Raw genomic sequence first — 16905 nt, forward strand, 5'->3', positions numbered from 1 at the left:
AAAAGATGGTATATGTTTCCCCGGACATGGTTAGAAAACATCAGGTTTTTGAGGTTGCCGTTTTGCTTATTAAAAACTAACGATTTCAACTTAAAAGGATGGAAATGGAAAGAGCCTATGAACCCTTAATTTATAAGGATTCATAGGCTCTTTTTCAAAAAGCAAATGCCGGTTGATATTCCTTTGCGCCGATAAGTGGTTTATACGTGTCTAGTCAAAAATTTCTATTTCGAATGCGTCGCCGGAAAGCCGAAGATGGAATTCGTTTTCATCATTTTTATGCCATTTATACCAGTCGGGCCACATTTTCGCATGTTCTTCCCGCCAATCTCTATCCTGGCGATGTTCTTTCCATTCGCGGTCATGCTCTTTCCATTCCTTCTCGTGGTCTCGCCATTGCTTTTCGTGCTGCGCTCGCCGGTCATCCTGTTGTACTGCTTGATTGGGATGCTGTTGATTGCGGTCACGGTCGCCATGATGGTCATCAGCCAAAGCCGCCAAGGGGAAAATGGTAATGGCGAAAACGATAGTCAACAGAGCCATTAATTTTTTCAAGGGGACACTTCCTTTCAACTTGGTGTATTGATATTTTTTATTATTTTTATACTTACGTAAGCGCGGGATAAGCCTTTTTCGGGTCTCTTCGCAGCTTAAAGTGAAAGAAGCTATTTTACGGTATCAACATTAAGCTACGGTATTTGCCGTACTAATAGCGTTAGCGGTTTCATCTTGCGTTTTTGCTTCTCGCTTTGCAATTTCAGTATTGTATTCATTCTGCGTGATTTGGCCCTTGTTCAGCATGCTTTTTAGTTGATAGTCGGTGTATTGTGACAGATTAGTTGCAGCAGATGCAGAATCAGCATCTGCGGTGCTTTCGACATTGCTTGTGGTTGCACCGGAAGCAGATGAACCTGATGTTTGCGAAGCAGCATTTACAGATGAGGTTGCGTTGTCAGATGAACTGGCAGACTGCTTGCCTGTTGGCGACTCGTTACCAGATTTTGAAGCGTTGAGTGCATTCAAACCTTCCTCACTGATGTCAACCGAGTAAGCCGGGGAAATAGTGGTTCCTGCAGAGGGAACAGATTGAGCGGCGACGGTTCCCTCTGCTGACGTAATAGTATTGATCGAACCGGTTGCTGAATTTGTCTGTTGTAACTGGGCGTCATCTTCTTGCGGCTTTTTTGCCTGAGTTGAAAAAACATACAAGGAACCCGTAGTATTTCCGCTCGGGAGAGTATTACCAATCTGATTCATTTAAAAACCTTCCTTCCTCACCGTTATTTTCGATTTTCCTTATTATTTGGAGTATATTAGAAAAGGCTTTAAGTTACTTTTTCCCGCTTAAAAATTGTTTTTCAACGATATTATCGCAGTTCATTATTAAAAAATCCTTAGAATCGCTTTGGCTTCATGTCATATAGCTTTCTTTGGCTATATCGACATATCGACCGTTTCCTACATAGTCATTTACCTTGCTATAGATCTACTAGGGTTAGCTTATCACACCAATGTTACGATTGTGTTACAGGTTACTAGATTTGACTTTACCACTCAGGCAGCTCCCGAAGCACCTGTTCTAACAGCGGCCTCATTTTACTTCAGCTGTGCGCCGACAGCTCAGTCGTTTCTAAGCTTGAGGAGGAACTTAAAGTCATTCCGAATGTTAAAGTAAAATACATGACATTAGATTTTTAAGTTTAGCGGAACTGCTTTTAGTAGCCATGGCTACCGATTTATTATGGTTATTATATTACAATGAAGACAATCAAGACAATGAAGCAAACAAATTCATTCCCTGGCGTGTTGTTACCATCAGTACCAATGGAAATATAATCTTATCCACAACTGCGACAAATTGAGGAATTGAAAAATGAAATTGAGGAGGAGAAAAAATGTCAGACATGTTTTGTTTTCAATGTGAACAAACCGCAGGCGGTAAAGGCTGCACCAAAGGAGGAGTCTGTGGGAAAAAGCCGGAGGTCGCCAATAAACAGGACGAACTTACCGGCGCCTTGATCGGCCTTGCCCGGGCGGCAGCCGGCAAAACACCCGGCAAGACGGCCGACGAACTTATGATGCAGGGGCTGTTTACCACTGTAACCAACGTCAACTTTGACAGCAGCCGCATTGACGAATTCATCCGGCTGGTTGCGGCGGAAAAAGCCAAATTAGATCCTGGTGCGCAGGATTTTCCCGCCGGCACCCTGTTCACCGGCGGGGAAGAGGATATCGTATCACTCCGCTCCACCTTGCTGCTGGGTCTGCGCGGCATGGCCGCCTACGCCTGGCACGCCTATGTGCTGGGCAAGCGGGATGATGAGCTTACCGCCTGGTTCTATAAGGGAATGCGCGCCATTGGTGAAGAGCATACAGCGGAAGAATGGCTCAACTTATTGATGGAGTTTGGTCATATCAACCTGAAATGTATGGCCCTGCTGGATGAAGCAAACACATCGGCCTACGGGCACCCTGTACCCACCGAGGTTTCCACCCTGGTGGAAAAGGGTCCGTTCATTGTCATCACCGGCCATGATCTGCATGATTTGAAACAACTCCTGGAGCAAACAAAAGATAAAGGGATCAATATTTACACTCATGGTGAAATGCTGCCGGCTCACGCCTACCCCGAACTGAAAAAATACCCCCATCTTAAAGGCAACTTCGGTACTGCCTGGCAAAATCAGCAAAAAGAATTTGACAACCTTCCCGCGCCCATCCTGTACACCACCAATTGTCTTATGCCGCCCAAACCGTCCTATGCCGACCGGGTGTTCACAACCGCGGTTGTGGGCTATCCTGAGCTCAAACACATTCCGGGGGAAAATGGCAGCAAGGATTTTACCCCGGTCATCAATAAAGCATTGGAACTGGGTGGCTGGAAGGAAGACAAGCAGTTCACCGGCATCAACGGCGGCGCCGGGCTGATGACCGGCTTTGGCCGCAATGCCGTATTGGGAGTGGCCGATAAAGTAATCGACGCCGTCAAAGCGGGGGCCATCAAGCATTTCTTCCTCGTCGGCGGCTGCGACGGAGCCAAGCCGGGGCGCAACTACTACACCGAGTTCGTTCAAAAGACGCCTAAAGATACGGTTGTTCTGACCCTGGCCTGCGGCAAATACCGGTTCAACGACCTTAACGCCGGCGATATCGGCGGTATTCCCCGCATCCTGGATATGGGCCAGTGCAATGATGCCTACTCGGCAATCCAGGTTGCCGTGGCTCTGGCCGGCGCCTTCCAATGCGGCGTGAATGACCTGCCCTTGACCTTGGTCCTTTCCTGGTACGAGCAGAAGGCGGTCTGTATACTGCTCACCCTCCTTGCTCTCGGTATAAAGAACATCTATATCGGGCCGTCCCTGCCGGCTTTCCTGTCCGGCAATGTGCTGAATATTTTAGTGGAAAAGTTCAACCTGAAACCCATTAGCACGCCGGCCGAAGATATGCAAGCCATTCTCAGCCGCTGCTAAATACAAAAAATAATTAAGTGATAAGGAAAAGGCGGTGAGGATTTTCACCGCCTTTTATGTCAAATAATGAATAATTAACCTAAACTATAAAATTTGCAGTTTGGAATTATTCGATATCAATAAAGTAGAAAGGATGAGCGGACAATGGATGGATACCTAATGACCGCAGAACAGTGCGGCCACTATTTCGAACGTCTAAAATCTGAATATTCCTTATTCGCGCCGGTGGTGCTAAAAGGTAAAGGCAGCTTTACCGACACTGACTCGGTACGTTATCAGGAAGTTAGTACTGTAGAGGAAATTGAGTTTAGGCAAAAGTCTCATTTCTCGGCCAGAGAGGTATTGCTGCCCATAACGCAAACGCTGTTTTACTTTACGGAAGATCACTGGCTGGAGCCAAAGACCGGGAATAAGAAGATACTTCTCTTTTTACGCAGCTGTGACATTCACGCCATCAAGCGACTGGACGAAATATACCTTAGAAATGGATCAGAAGACCCGTATTATAAGGCGGTACGGGAAAGAATCCGTTTTTGTCTCATTGAATGCACCGCCAGTTTTCCCAATTGCTTTTGCGTAAGCATGAATACCAATCAAACCACCGATTATGACCTTGTGCTGAGATCTGAAGGCGAATACGTATATGTGGGGGTAAATAATAAGGAGTTTGGCTGTTCTTCTGGCCAACCGGTTACATTTGAACCACAGTTTGTAACCTGTAACGAAACTGCCCTATCCGTGCCGGAAAGTCTCCCGGCTTCGGTTGCCGCTGCCGGAGTATGGCAAGAATATTCGGCGCGGTGCAGCGGCTGCGGTCGGTGCAGTTTTGTATGTCCGACCTGCACTTGTTTTTCCATGCAAGATATTTTCTACAAAGATAATGCCAACGCCGGGGAAAGAAGAAGGGTCTGGGCTTCCTGCATGGTAGACGGCTTTACCGATATGGCGGGCGGCCATTCTTGCCGGAAAAGCCAGGCGGATCGAATGCGCTTCAGGGTTATGCATAAGTTTCATGATTACAGGAAGCGGTTTGGCTATGACATGTGCGTCGGCTGCGGCCGCTGCGATGATATCTGCCCCGAATATATCTCCCTTGCCGGCTGTATAAACAAGCTCAATGCTTATATAGAGGAGGTGGGGAAATGAGCAACGTGTACATGCCGGTGAGGAGCCGGATCTGCAAAATCATCCCGCATACCGCGACAGACTATACCTTTGTCATGGAGTATGCCGGTGATGTCAAGCCCGGACAATTTTTTGAAGTCTCCATCCCTAAATATGGCGAAGCTCCTATTTCCGTAAGCCATATCGGGGAAAATTTCGTGGGGCTGACAATACGCCGCGTGGGCGTTGTCACCAATACCATTCACAATATGAAGCCCGGAGATGCACTGTTTGTGCGGGGACCGTACGGCAATGGTTTTGATCTTGACTTATTTAGAGGACAGGAAATAATCGTTGCCGCCGGCGGCACCGGGCTGGCGCCGGTAAAGGGACTTGTCGATTATTTTTCCCGGCATCTGTCGGAAGTTAAGTCGCTGACACTGCTGGCGGGGTTTAAGTCGCCCGGGGATATTTTGTTTAAAGAAGATTTAAAAAGTTGGCAGTCGGTGATTCCTGTTACCGTCACCGTCGACAGGTCGGACGATCCGGCATACCGGGGCCGGACCGGGCTTATTACCGGCTGTGTGAAAGACGTGAATATCAGCAATATTGCCGGGGTGCAGGTGATTGTGGTCGGACCGCCGCTGATGATGAAGTTTACCGTGGACGAATTCCTGCGCCGGGGAGTTCGGGAAGAAAACATATGGGTGTCTTACGAGCGGAAGATGGGCTGCGGCGTAGGCAAATGCGGCCACTGCAAAATGGATGATACGTATATTTGCCTGGAAGGCCCGGTATTCAACTATGCCAAGGCCCAAAAGATGTTTGATTAGGAGGGAGCGTGGCAGTATGAACATAATTGTCAAGGACATCAACAAGGACATCAATACCAAACAGCTAAAGAAGAATGCATTCCGGGTAACCAAGGAGCGGTACAAAACAGCGGCCAGAATCAGGGTACCGGGGGGACACCTTGACGCCCAATACCTGACAGTGATTAAAGATATAGCCGAAACCTTCGGCAATGGCACCGTGCATTTCACCACCCGGCAGGGTTTCGAAATTCCGGGTATTGATATGGATAAAATACCCGAGGTCAATGCCAGGCTGCAGCCGGTGATTGAAGGACTGGGAATCAACCAGGCAAGTCCCAACACCGGTTATCCGGCGGCAGGAACCAGAAATGTGGCCGCTTGTATCGGCAGCCGGGTGTGCCCCTTTGCCAATTACGATACCAGCGCTTTGGCCCAAAGAATCGAGCAGGCGGTGTTTCCCAACGATTATCATGTTAAAATTGCGCTGACCGGTTGTCCCAATGACTGCATCAAGTCCCGCATGCACGATTTCGGCATTATCGGCATGAATGAGCCGCAATATGACTCTTACCGCTGCATCGGCTGCCAAGCCTGTGTAACCAACTGCAAACAGCGGGCAGCCGGCGCCCTTAAGTTCGAAAACTTCAAAGTAACCAGAGATGACGAAAAATGCCTGGGGTGCGGCGAATGTGTCTTAAAGTGCCCTACCGGCGCCTGGACCAGAGACCGGAAAAAACTGTACCAACTTGTCATTATGGGCCGGACCGGCAAAAAAAATCCCCGCATCGCCCAGACGTTTATCAAATGGGTGGATGAGGAGAGTATCATCAAAATATTGAAGAACACCTATGGTTATATTGACCGGTTTATTGACAGGGATGCCCCCGGCGGCAAGGAGCATGTAGGCTATATTGTCGACCGGACAGGTTATCAGGTATTTAGAGAATGGGTCCTGAAAGATGTGGTACTAAACCCCGAAGCCCAGGTGGCCCAGTCTGTAAACTGGTGAATATTCACGCTCCCCAGGCTATAGGGCGAACTCGGCCTGCACCGGCCTTTCACCGGTACATACATACTCTGATTTCAATAGTTCTTAAAAGCCATATCATGCTCTCCGATATTCCGCAAATAGATTGTATCGGGCTTGACATACTGGAAGGTCGCACGGACAGCCATATTAACTGACGCTTCAAAAATATCCCCGGTCCCTTGAATTTTCTTAATTCGTAGCGAAGGGTGGCGGGGATTTTTCAATATTTTCAGTATATCCGAATTTCGTACAAAAGGGAACAGTATTATATTATTATAATAGAAGAACTCTAGCCTCGGGACAATAAACCTGTCCCTGTCCTATAGCTTGTGGCGGTCTTTTTGCATATTTATAGGTGAGATATGATTATACTTTTTGAACAAACGGCTAAAATAATTGCTATCGTTAAATCCGACGATTTGAGCAACTTCGCCGACCTTCAAATGGTGGTGCTGCTCCAGTAATTTTTTAGCCTCACTGATACGTAAATGATTGATATACTCAATGGGGGGCATACCGATAATGCTTTTAAACAGACGACACAGATGGTAAGGACTCACATTGGCCAACGCGGCTAGTTTTTTAAGGGTAATTTTTTGTTGGTAATGTTCATCAATATATTCTAGTAGTGGACGGAGTTGAGGATGTTGTCTGTTTTTTACTTCATCAGTGACAAGAACTGTATGTCGCCGCATTAGTGAAACGAGAATACGGTAGACTTCAGCCTTAATCACCAGTTCATAGCCAAGTTTTTTCTGTTCATATTCCGCAATTAAGTTTGTGACCTGATGAACAAGATCTTCGTCATTTTCGATCTTATTCTGGAAACAAATATGATTTTCTAACAGAGGGGCAATGTACTTCGTCTGACAAACGTCTTCTTTATAGCTTAGCAGGAAGACAAGGTCAATGATAATATAGGATTCGATAAGATGGCTGCAACAGTTTTCTACATAATGGATGTCGTTGGGATTGATAATGACTAAGTCTCCTGCATTAACAGGGATTGGTTGAGAGTTGCAGTGAATAAGAGCTGTTCCCTTTTCTATATAGAAAATCATAAATTCTTTATGCCAATGCTTTTTTAAAATGGGTCCATGTTCATGATATTCTCTGCGTCTTATTATTATTGGAAAGTCACTTTTTATATTCTGATCAATCATTTGGCCGCTGTCCGTGATAATCATTATACTTTCCCCTTTTATTGCAAAATGTCAATATTGTGCTAAATCTAATCAATATTATTTATGGAATAATTCGGATTATATATTTATAATGAGTATAGCATAAATATTTATGAAATCAATATTATCCTAATATAAATGATACAAATGCTGTTAAATCAATAAAATGAAATGAATCTCATAAAAAGAAACAAAATTTATAAATTATAAAGGATGGCTGTGATTTGAATCAAAAATATGTTTATTTATTGGCATTAGCCCATTTGTCCTGTGATATTACCAGTGGGGCCTTACCAGCTATCTTACCTTTTTTTGTTTCCCAATATGGGATGGATTATAGTTCGGTGGCGGGACTAATATTTGCTTCCTGCTTTTTATCGTCAATCGTTCAACCTGCGTTTGGCTGGCTGGCAGACCGGAAACCGCAAACATGGTATATGTCATTAGGGGTCTTGCTATCGGGAGTAGCCATGGGAATGGCAGGACTATTCAGGAATTACTGGATTATTTTTACAATGATAACGCTTAGTGGCATCGGCAATGCAATTTTTCATCCGGAAGCGGCGCGGATGGTTAACGAAATTTCTGGTAATAAAAGAGCTACAGCATTAAGTATCTTCTCAGTTGGAGGTAATGCCGGTTTTGCTGTTGGCCCGATGATTGCCGTTGCTTCTATTACGATGTTTAGCATGAAAGGTACAGCGGTATTGTGTTTTGTGGGATTTATAATGGCAATAATTTTAATGATTCTTGTTCCGAAAATGAAAGCAAAAATTGCCCAGGCAACCGTTTCAGGAAATATTGCGGTTGAAAAATCAACCGAGCAAGAAAAAAATGGCGAGAACGATTGGAAAGCATTCGCGTATCTGACTTTATTGATTGTGTGTAGTTCCATTGTTTTCGCCGGGTTAAGGAGTTTTATTCCCCTTTATTGGGTAGATGTTTTGGGGTTTTCAGAGGCAGCGGCCGGCTCGGCATTAACGTTGCTCTTTACCCTCGGGGTAGTGACCACATTTATTGGCGGATTGATGGCAGACAGGTTCGGCTATTTAAAAGTTGTTCGGATGAGTTATATACTTTTGGCACCAATGATTGCACTTCTATCGCAGACGACAGATGCGGTAACGGGATATTTACTAATGGTGCCGATCGGGTTTGCCATGTTTTCACCATTTAGCTCGGTCGTTGTTTTGGGTCAAAGTTATTTAGCCCGCAGTATTGGCTTTGCTTCCGGTGTCACGCTGGGGCTTTCATTTAGCGTTGGCGGCCTGGTTATTCCACTGATTGGCTGGTTTGCTGATCATAATGGATTGACGGCTACAATGGAACTTCTGACAATGATTGCAGTCCTTGCCGCCCTATTTTCCTTCTTTTTGCCAGATCCAAAAAGACGCGAAATAGAAGATAAGGCCTTGCAACCGCACGGATAGCGCGGTTGCGGAACTTATCTTTACACTTCCTAAAGACCGCTTCGGTTTCAAAACTGAAGCGGTCTTTTTCCTTCTCACAGTGTTCTCACAAAATCCCACAGGAACATGCGGCGTTGTAGATTTAGATAATATTATATCGAAAAAAGGATTTTAATGTATATTGTTGAATACTATAATTCTGGAATCCGTGATACGCTACTCTCTGGCGCAAAATATTAAGCTGCTTCACCAGATGATTGGTTTGTCGTTATGAAAATTCAAAAACCGGAGGGAAAGACACATGAAACTTAGTGTTAGCAAAAAAATAATCTTGGGATTTTTTGTAAATTTATTGCTGATTGGCCTTATCGCAGGAGGCGCCTTCTGGGAACTCAGCGCTCTCGCAAGAAATGTTGGAGCCATTGGCCAGGATTACGAGCGTAGCAGTCTGGCCGTTAATTCGGATCGTCACTTTAAAGGGGCAGTTGCTGCCATTCGAGGTTACATTGCTTATGGCGAAGAGAAATTCCTTAGGCAAGTCGAGGAAAATCTTGAAAAAGCCTTGGAAGAACAAAACAGATTACTTGCCCTAGCAAGGCCAGAGGAAAAGGCTGAGGTGCAAAAACTAATCGATGCAACTACCAAGTACAAGGCTGGCTTAATAGACGAGCTATCGCCGGTTATAAATGCCTATTTCCGTGAGACCGCAGCCGGCAATCAGGAATTGGCCCGCCAACACAAAGATAAGATGGGGACGATTGCGACCGGCCTAGTGCCTTTTACTGAACAGATTTCTAAAATAACTGATGACCTATCAGAAAATAATGGTCAAGTCCTTTCTAAGGGAGTCACCGCGACTATTGGCGGTGCTCAAGATGCCATCACCATCGCGGCGGTATTGAGCGTATTATCGTTTATTATCGGCATTGCTTTAGCTATAATCATTCCACGGGCCATTCGCAGGCCAATAACAGCGATGCTTGCCGGGACTCAGAAGTTTGCTGCTGGCGATTGGCGTGATCAAATAAATGTATCGTCTAACGATGAACTGGGACAGCTAGCAACCGCTCTCAACACCATGCGTGATGGCATGTACGCAATTATCCGCGACATTCTAAAATCATCTGAACAGGTTGCTTCATCAAGTGAGGAGCTGACCGCCAGCTCGGAGCAGTCGGCCCAGGCGGCCAATCAGATCGCCTCATCAATTAACGGCGTGGCTAGCGGCGCTAACGAACAACTGGCGGCGGCCAACGATACTGCCGCCGTGGTGGAACAAATGTCGGCCAGCATCCAGCAGGTCGCCGCAAATGCCAACCAGGTGGCAGACCAGTCGGTTCAGGCTGCCGAAAAAGCCAAAGAGGGCGGAAAAGCCGTGGACAAGGCCATAAATCAGATGGGGCATATCGAGGACACGGTAAACACTTCCGCCAAGGTAGTAGCCAAGCTGGGCGAGCGTTCCCAAGAGATCGGCCAAATCGTGGACACCATTGCCGGCATCGCCGGCCAGACCAATCTACTGGCCCTCAACGCGGCCATCGAAGCCGCCCGGGCGGGCGAACAAGGCCGCGGTTTCGCCGTCGTCGCCGAAGAGGTGCGGCAGCTTGCCGAACAGTCCCAGGAGGCCGCCAAGAAGATCGCCGAACTGATCGGGGAAATCCAGGGGGATACCGATAAAGCCGTTGTAGCCATGGACGAGGGGACGCGGGAGGTCAAGACGGGGGCTGAGGTGGTCAACGCAGCCGGGACTGCTTTCCGGGAAATTGCCGAACTGGTGACCCAGGTGTCGGGTCAGGTAAAAGAAATTTCGGCGGCAATCCAGCAGATGGCGAGCGGCAGCCAACAGATCGTAGATTCGGTTAAGAAGATCGACGAACTCAGCAAGTCATCCGCGGGTGAGACGCAGAATGTTTCGGCGGCCACCGAGGAGCAGCTTGCTTCCATGGAAGAAATCGCAACATCCAGCGAAGCTTTGGCAAAACTTGCTCAGGAACTTCAGGCGGCAGTAGCCAGATTCCGCTTATAGCAAGACAGGCGAAAAATATGGCAGAAGAACAATTGGTTTTGTTTAGCCCCGGCAACGCGGAATAAGCAATCTCAATTTACCCAGTCAAAGAAATCCTCCAGGGAGGGGCATAGGCACAGAAGGTATATTGTTGACCGGACAGGCTATTGACAGACAGACTTAGTTAGTGTAGAGTTGAATATAGAGTGAACGTTCACTCCTGCTTCGTTATGTTTTTAATTTTTTATTTCGGAGACGATTATGCCGGAAAAAATACTGGATAAAAAAGCGGCAGTGCTGCGGGCAACCCTTGAGTTGATAGCCGAGCAGGGATTTCACGGAACTCCTATGTCGCAAATCGCTCAGAGAGCAAATATCGGCGTAGGAACCATTTACCGTTATTTCGCCAGCAAAGAGGATTTAATCAACGCGTTGTATCTTGAGGTTAAGACCTGCCTTGTCCGGCATATTGTGCGAAATTATTCGGAGACGATGCCGGCGCGGGAAGGTTTCTTAGTGATTGTCCACAATATCATCGAATACTTTCGGGAGAATCCCGCCGATTTGCTTTTTATCGAGCAATATGCCAACTCCCCGTTGATTACCGCCGCCAACCGCGAGGAAGGCATGCGGATTTATGGGCCCGTCTGGAACCTGTTTAAGCGGGCGCAGGCGGAGAGTCTGCTGAAAGACTTGCCGCTTGACATGATAAGCAGTATGACGTACGGCGCCGCTGTTTCTATCGTTAAACTCTATTTCTTCGGAGCAGCACCGGATAAACGGACCCTTGACGCGGCGGTAGAAGCAATATGGGATGCAATTAGACGCTGATCGTGATGCGGATAGGAAAGCGATGGCCATTCAACATTTTATTTCATATAACGGAATGAATATTCATTCCGTTATATGAAATAAAAGTATTAAGATAGTTAAATAATAAAAATATTTAAACCAGCTTAGTGAACAAAAAATACACGGAAAAGGCGGGATAATCTTGTTGTACAGAAAATATGGAAAAACAAACGAAATGGTTTCTGTTTTGGGGTTTGGCTGTATGAGACTGCCGATTATCGGCAGTGACCCAACCAACATTGATGAGGGTAAAGCGATACCTATGATTCGTGATGCCATTGATGCGGGCGTAAATTATGTGGACACCGCTTATCCTTATCACGGTACCGGCTTCACCCAAGGCGGGGCAAGCGAGCCATTTGTCGCCAAAGCCTTAAAGGACGGCTACCGGGAGCGGGTCAAGCTGGCGACAAAGCTTCCCAGCTGGCTGATCAAAACCCGGGCCGATATGGACAAGTACCTGAATGAACAACTGGAGCGCCTGGAGACGGAAGTGATAGACTTCTATTTGGTACATGCCTTGAATAAAGGGGTTTGGCCCATATTAAAGGAAGCCGGCATTAACGAATTTCTGGCGCAAGCGATCCAAGACGGGAGAATCAGATATGCCGGCTTTTCTTTTCACGATCAACTTGGGCTATTCAAGGAAATTGTGGATTGCTATGATTGGTCGTTCTGCCAAATTCAGTATAATTATTTGGACGAAGATTTTCAGGCGGGAACAGAAGGCCTGGAGTACGCGGCCCAAAGAGGGTTGGGCATTGCCATCATGGAACCGCTGCGGGGCGGCAATCTTGTCAGGCTGCCAACGGGGGCAAGGGCTATTATGGAGCAGGCCGGAGTGAAAAGAACACCGGCGGAATTGGCTCTCCGCTGGGTATGGAATCACCCGGAAGTATCCGTCGTGTTGAGCGGCATGACGGAAATGGATCAGGTTAGCGAGAATATACGCGTGGCCCAAGAAGCCGAGGCGAATTCATTAACGGCCAAAGAAACGGCTGTTATTGAAGAAATTAAGAAGTTTTTTAAAGAAAGAATAAAGGTTAATTGTACCGCTTGTTCGTACTGTATGCCTTGTCCTAGCGGGCTTAACATTCCTACATGCTTTGCCGCCTATAATGACTATTGGATCTTTGACGGTACCCCCGAGGCCAAGCAGAGGTATGAGATTTCGTCGAGGATTGCCGCCCCCGCGTCCAAGTGTGTAGAGTGCGGCGAGTGCGAAAGTCATTGCCCGCAAGCTATTGCCATTCGGGAAGAACTGAAGCACGTTAAAGAGTTGTTTGAGTAAATAATGGAAGACCTGGCCTTAGTCAAATCCCTGACTAAGGCCAGGTACTTTCTAGGACTCAGAAGACCGTTCGAAACCATGAAAAAGTCAATATAAGGAGTTGTAGGGTTTTGATGGAATAATAAAAGAGAATATATTGACTGAAATAAGTGACTGTGATAATATTGATATATCAACTATATTAAGGGAATAACTTATGAAAATTACCGGAGCAATATCAACCAGTTCTTTAATAACCAAAATGGCCTTACGCATCAAAGCTGAAATTAACAATGCCTTTCAAGAGAGCGGAGCCAATATTACCAGTGAACAATGGGGAGTATTGAAATGTTTATGGCGGAAAGAAGGCATCTCGCAAAGCGAGATTGCGGAGAAGGTGAATAAGGATAAAGCAAGCGTCACCAGGATATTGGATATTATGCAAAAAAATAAGCTGATAACGCGCTGTGATGATGAACATGACCGAAGAAGCTATCGTATATATCTGACAGAAGAAGGAAAAAATCTTGAAAACAAGTTGAAACCGGTCGTTCAGGCTACTATCCAGCGAATATACCAAAATCTGGATGAATGTGAACTGGAAGTATTACAGAAATTATTACTTAAATTAGTGAAGAATGGTGACGATCAGTAATTTTTTTGCCTATATAGTTGATATATCAATTATATATTTATCAACATTAACTGCCGGCATAATTGTAAGTGTGTGCAGATTCCTGTTATATCGCGTCAGCGGTGAAAAATTATCTATAATCCGGAGGTTTTCAGCATGTTATGGGCCAGGGATGCCTTTTTTTATCATATTTATCCGCTGGGCTTCTGTGGAGCCCCCCGGCATAATGACTACTCTTTGCCCGCCACGCCCCGGCTGTTAAAGATTCTCGACTGGATACAGCACATAAAGGAGCTGGGGGTAAATGCTCTTTTGCTTGGTCCGGTATTCGAGTCGGGTTCCCATGGTTATGATATCGTTGATTATCAGCAAATTGACAGGCGTTTGGGGGATAAAGGAACTTTTCAGCAACTGACAAGCCGGCTTCACGAAAACGGGATAAGGATTGTCGTCGACGGGGTATTCAACCATGTGGGGCGAGATTTTTGGGCCTTTAAAGATGTTGTCAAAAAAGGGCGGCAGTCTGAATATGTAAGCTGGTTCGACCGGGTCGATTTCACGGCAGGAAGTCCTTACGGCGACCCATTCAGTTATGAAGGCTGGGAAGGTCACTACAATCTGGTAAAACTGAATTTGCAAAATCCGGCGGTCAAAGCCTATATTTTTTCGGCGGTAAAAAAGTGGCTGGATTTATATGACATTGACGGGATACGGCTTGATGTCGCCTACTGTCTGGATAGTAGCTTCATTCAGGAACTGGCAGCCCTGGGCAAATCCGTCAAAAGGGACTTGTGGCTAATGGGTGAGGTAATACACGGTGACTATAACCGCTGGGTCAATCCTTCGCTTTTAGACTCGGTCACTAACTATGAGTGCTTTAAAGGGCTTTATTCCAGTCATAATGACAAGAACTATTTTGAAATTGCCTATTCTCTCAACCGGCAATTTGGCGAAAAAGGCCTGTATAAGGACCTGATGCTGTATAACTTTGCCGACAATAATGACGTTACACGAGTCGGCAGTATCCTTCATAATCCGGCTTACTTGTATCCTCTTCATGCCTTGTTGTTTACCATGCCGGGAATACCTTCCGTTTATTACGGCAGCGAATGGGGCATTGCCGGTAAAAAGGGCGATGGCTCGGATGAAGATTTGCGGCCGGCGCTTGATTTGACTGTTGTCAGTAAAAACAGCCCCAATAAGGATTTAGCGAAAGCAATCAGACGGTTTGCCCAAATAAGAAAAGAGCATAAAGCTTTGCGGGAAGGGAATTACCGGCAGCTCCTGGTACGCAGCCGGCAATATGCCTTTTTCCGGCAAACCCGGGACGAAGCGATTGTGGTAATCGTAAATTCGTCCTCCCAGAGCGCGGCAGTAGACTTGGAAATTCCGGTTGACGGTTCAATGCTTTTGGATTTAGTAAATAATGGGGCAAAATTTCCTATTCGTAACCGCAAAGCCTATATTCCTCTATCGCCCTACTGGACCAGAATTTTGGAGGTGAGGCGGTGAACATCCCCCGCTTGGCGCTGCCGGATGCGACATACCGGTGGTGGGCGCTGGCAGTAACGATTATCGGCAATTTCATGAGCATGCTGGACACTAGTATCGTCAATATCGCCATCCCCAAGCTGATGGCGGTCTTTGCGGTGGAAGCGAAAAATGCTCAGTGGATTTTGACCGCCTACATGCTGACCCTAGGGATGATGCAGCCAGTCAGCGGCTATTTCTGCGACAGGTTCGGCACGAGGCGGATGTACCTGTTCAGCCTGACCGTGTTTACTGGCGGCTCGGCATTGTGCGGTATGGCCTGGAGCAACGACAGCATGGTCCTTTTCCGCGTCATCCAAGCTATCGGCGGCGGCCTCGTTTATCCTGTGACCATGACAATCGTTTATCATAATTTTCCGTGCGAGGAGCGCTATCAGGCTATGAGCATCTGGGGCCTGTCGGCAATGGTTGCGCCGGCAATCGGTCCGGCTTTGAGCGGCTATCTCGTCGAGTACTGGGACTGGCGAGTGATTTTTGCCATCAATGTCCCGGTAGGTTTTATAGGTTATCTGCTGGCCGCGTTGATCCTGCGGGAAAGCGTATTGAACCGCAACGGCAAGTTTGACGCCGGCGGCTTTATCACGTCGTCCCTGGGGCTGCTGTGCCTGCTGCTGGCGCTCAACAAGGGGGCGGAAGAAGGCTGGACGTCGCCCTATATTATTGCTCTATTATATGTTTCCTTTGCCAGTCTGGCGTTATTTGTCGCTATTGAGCTTAAGTCTGAGAACCCGCTTCTTGACTTGACAGTGTTTACGAAATGGAATTTTACCTGCAGTTCCTGCGTTTTGTTCATCGGGACTGCCGGCCTGTACGGCGGTCTTTTCCTGGTGCCGCTGTTTATGGAGAATATCCGCGGCTATACGGCGATGCAGACCGGCGTCTTGCTGTTGCCGGCGGCCTTGGTTTCCGGCCTGATGATGCCCGTAGCAATCAGGATCGCCCGCAGAGTCGGCCCCAAACCGGTGGTAATTGCCGGTATAGTCATCCTGGGAATGGCTTCCCTGCCTTTTGTACACCTAAATATGGATACCGGCTACTACACCATACTTTTCGTCATGATGTTGAGGGGAGCGGGGCTGGGATTATTTCTGATGACCGCCACCACACTGGGGATGAACGCCCTTCCTCTGGCTAAAATGAGCCGGGCGACAGCGATGAAAAGCATGATCCGCCAAATTGCCGGATCATTCGGTATCGCCTTATTATCGACAGTGATCCAGCATCGTCAGGCATATCATCTGGCCCACATCGCGGAATACATGAATGCCGCCTCCTTGCCCATGAAGCAAACACTAGCGAATTGCCAAGACCTGTTTTTTAAGGTGGGGGGATCGCCCGGTGCGGCAAAACACATGCTGACCTACAGCGACAGCCTGTACGCCCGGGCTGGCTTCGCCCCGGGAATCATCCAGGCCAAGGCTTTGGCTCTGCTTAGTTCCGCCGTACAAAAGCAGGCGGCAATCTTCGCCTTTAATGACGCTTTTGCCGTTTTGGCGTTGATTTGTTTTTGCGGTATAATTCCCGCATGGTTGCTGCGAAGTCGGCAAAAAAGCAAAAATTAGTTGCAAACAATCGGCGCGC

The 16905-nt window shown here is 47.1% G+C and carries 14 protein-coding genes; 11 read left to right on the forward strand and 3 right to left on the reverse strand.

Going from position 1 to position 16905, the window contains the following annotated elements:
• Positions 1–210: 210 nt before the first annotated feature.
• Both MAMMFC1_RS06880 and MAMMFC1_RS06885 read right to left on the reverse strand, forming a co-directional pair.
• Positions 211–555 carry a hypothetical protein gene (locus MAMMFC1_RS06880; RefSeq protein ID WP_126307631.1) on the reverse strand — a complete coding sequence of 115 codons (345 nt, stop codon included), beginning with the start codon at positions 553–555 and terminating at the stop codon, positions 211–213.
• A 129-nt stretch (positions 556–684) separates the two neighbouring features.
• Positions 685–1257 (reverse strand): hypothetical protein, encoded by a 573-nt coding sequence (locus MAMMFC1_RS06885; RefSeq protein WP_126307632.1) that lies wholly within the window; start codon positions 1255–1257, stop codon positions 685–687.
• Between the two features lie 638 nt (positions 1258–1895).
• Here MAMMFC1_RS06885 and hcp point away from each other — a divergent pair.
• From hcp to asrC, 4 genes are all read left to right on the forward strand, one after another.
• The gene (gene hcp / locus MAMMFC1_RS06890) at positions 1896–3470 is read left to right on the forward strand and encodes a hydroxylamine reductase (protein WP_126307634.1); all 1575 of its coding nucleotides are present in this window, start codon (positions 1896–1898) and stop codon (positions 3468–3470) included.
• 159 nt (positions 3471–3629) lie between these two features.
• Positions 3630–4616 carry an anaerobic sulfite reductase subunit AsrA gene (asrA, locus tag MAMMFC1_RS06895; protein ID WP_126310487.1) on the forward strand — a complete coding sequence of 329 codons (987 nt, stop codon included), beginning with the start codon at positions 3630–3632 and terminating at the stop codon, positions 4614–4616.
• Positions 4613–5407: an anaerobic sulfite reductase subunit AsrB gene (gene asrB / locus MAMMFC1_RS06900; protein WP_126307636.1), complete on the forward strand. Its 795-nt coding sequence runs from the start codon at positions 4613–4615 to the stop codon at positions 5405–5407. Before asrA ends, asrB begins: the two co-directional genes overlap by 4 nt.
• A gap of 16 nt (positions 5408–5423) precedes the next feature.
• Positions 5424–6398: a sulfite reductase subunit C gene (gene asrC, locus MAMMFC1_RS06905; RefSeq protein WP_126307638.1), complete on the forward strand. Its 975-nt coding sequence runs from the start codon at positions 5424–5426 to the stop codon at positions 6396–6398.
• A gap of 341 nt (positions 6399–6739) precedes the next feature.
• Here asrC and MAMMFC1_RS06915 read toward each other — a convergent pair whose 3' ends face one another.
• Positions 6740–7606 carry an AraC family transcriptional regulator gene (locus tag MAMMFC1_RS06915; protein ID WP_126307640.1) on the reverse strand — a complete coding sequence of 289 codons (867 nt, stop codon included), beginning with the start codon at positions 7604–7606 and terminating at the stop codon, positions 6740–6742.
• Positions 7607–7827: 221 nt separating this feature from the next.
• On the opposite strand from MAMMFC1_RS06915, the gene MAMMFC1_RS06920 reads away from it, so the two are divergent.
• The 7 genes from MAMMFC1_RS06920 (at position 7828) to MAMMFC1_RS06950 (ending at position 16886) form a co-directional block, all read left to right on the forward strand.
• Entirely contained in the window at positions 7828–9033 is a 1206-nt protein-coding gene (locus MAMMFC1_RS06920) for an MFS transporter (protein WP_126307642.1), read from the forward strand.
• A gap of 280 nt (positions 9034–9313) precedes the next feature.
• Positions 9314–11038, forward strand: a complete 1725-nt coding sequence (locus MAMMFC1_RS06925) for a methyl-accepting chemotaxis protein (RefSeq protein ID WP_126307643.1) — start codon at positions 9314–9316, stop codon at positions 11036–11038.
• Between the two features lie 240 nt (positions 11039–11278).
• Positions 11279–11848 (forward strand): TetR/AcrR family transcriptional regulator, encoded by a 570-nt coding sequence (locus tag MAMMFC1_RS06930; RefSeq protein WP_126307645.1) that lies wholly within the window; start codon positions 11279–11281, stop codon positions 11846–11848.
• 166 nt (positions 11849–12014) lie between these two features.
• Positions 12015–13160, forward strand: a complete 1146-nt coding sequence (locus MAMMFC1_RS06935) for an aldo/keto reductase (RefSeq protein WP_126310489.1) — start codon at positions 12015–12017, stop codon at positions 13158–13160.
• Positions 13161–13356: 196 nt separating this feature from the next.
• On the forward strand, positions 13357–13794 hold the full coding sequence (locus MAMMFC1_RS06940; RefSeq protein WP_126307647.1) for a MarR family winged helix-turn-helix transcriptional regulator: 438 nt from the start codon (positions 13357–13359) through the stop codon (positions 13792–13794).
• 135 nt (positions 13795–13929) lie between these two features.
• The gene (locus MAMMFC1_RS06945) at positions 13930–15285 is read left to right on the forward strand and encodes an alpha-amylase family glycosyl hydrolase (RefSeq protein WP_126307649.1); all 1356 of its coding nucleotides are present in this window, start codon (positions 13930–13932) and stop codon (positions 15283–15285) included.
• Positions 15282–16886, forward strand: coding sequence for a DHA2 family efflux MFS transporter permease subunit (locus MAMMFC1_RS06950; RefSeq protein ID WP_126307651.1), 1605 nt, complete (start codon positions 15282–15284; stop codon positions 16884–16886). The genes MAMMFC1_RS06945 and MAMMFC1_RS06950 overlap by 4 nt, the downstream gene beginning before the upstream one ends.
• Positions 16887–16905 lie beyond the last annotated feature (19 nt).

It is taken from the genome of Methylomusa anaerophila, from assembly GCF_003966895.1.
GTDB classification, from domain to species: domain Bacteria; phylum Bacillota; class Negativicutes; order Sporomusales; family Sporomusaceae; genus Methylomusa; species Methylomusa anaerophila.

Bases quoted from the DNA above. Each gene is read 5' to 3' on its own strand.
- MAMMFC1_RS06885 (WP_126307632.1), bottom strand. From the start codon at position 1,257: ATGAATCAGATTGGTAATACTCTCCCGAGCGGAAATACTACGGGTTCC.
- asrC (WP_126307638.1), top strand. From the start codon at position 5,424: ATGAACATAATTGTCAAGGACATCAACAAGGACATCAATACCAAACAG.
- MAMMFC1_RS06945 (WP_126307649.1), top strand. From the start codon at position 13,930: ATGTTATGGGCCAGGGATGCCTTTTTTTATCATATTTATCCGCTGGGC.
- MAMMFC1_RS06925 (WP_126307643.1), top strand. From the start codon at position 9,314: ATGAAACTTAGTGTTAGCAAAAAAATAATCTTGGGATTTTTTGTAAAT.
- asrA (WP_126310487.1), top strand. From the start codon at position 3,630: ATGACCGCAGAACAGTGCGGCCACTATTTCGAACGTCTAAAATCTGAA.
- hcp (WP_126307634.1), top strand. From the start codon at position 1,896: ATGTCAGACATGTTTTGTTTTCAATGTGAACAAACCGCAGGCGGTAAA.
- MAMMFC1_RS06930 (WP_126307645.1), top strand. From the start codon at position 11,279: ATGCCGGAAAAAATACTGGATAAAAAAGCGGCAGTGCTGCGGGCAACC.
- MAMMFC1_RS06915 (WP_126307640.1), bottom strand. From the start codon at position 7,606: ATGATTATCACGGACAGCGGCCAAATGATTGATCAGAATATAAAAAGT.
- asrB (WP_126307636.1), top strand. From the start codon at position 4,613: ATGAGCAACGTGTACATGCCGGTGAGGAGCCGGATCTGCAAAATCATC.
- MAMMFC1_RS06940 (WP_126307647.1), top strand. From the start codon at position 13,357: ATGAAAATTACCGGAGCAATATCAACCAGTTCTTTAATAACCAAAATG.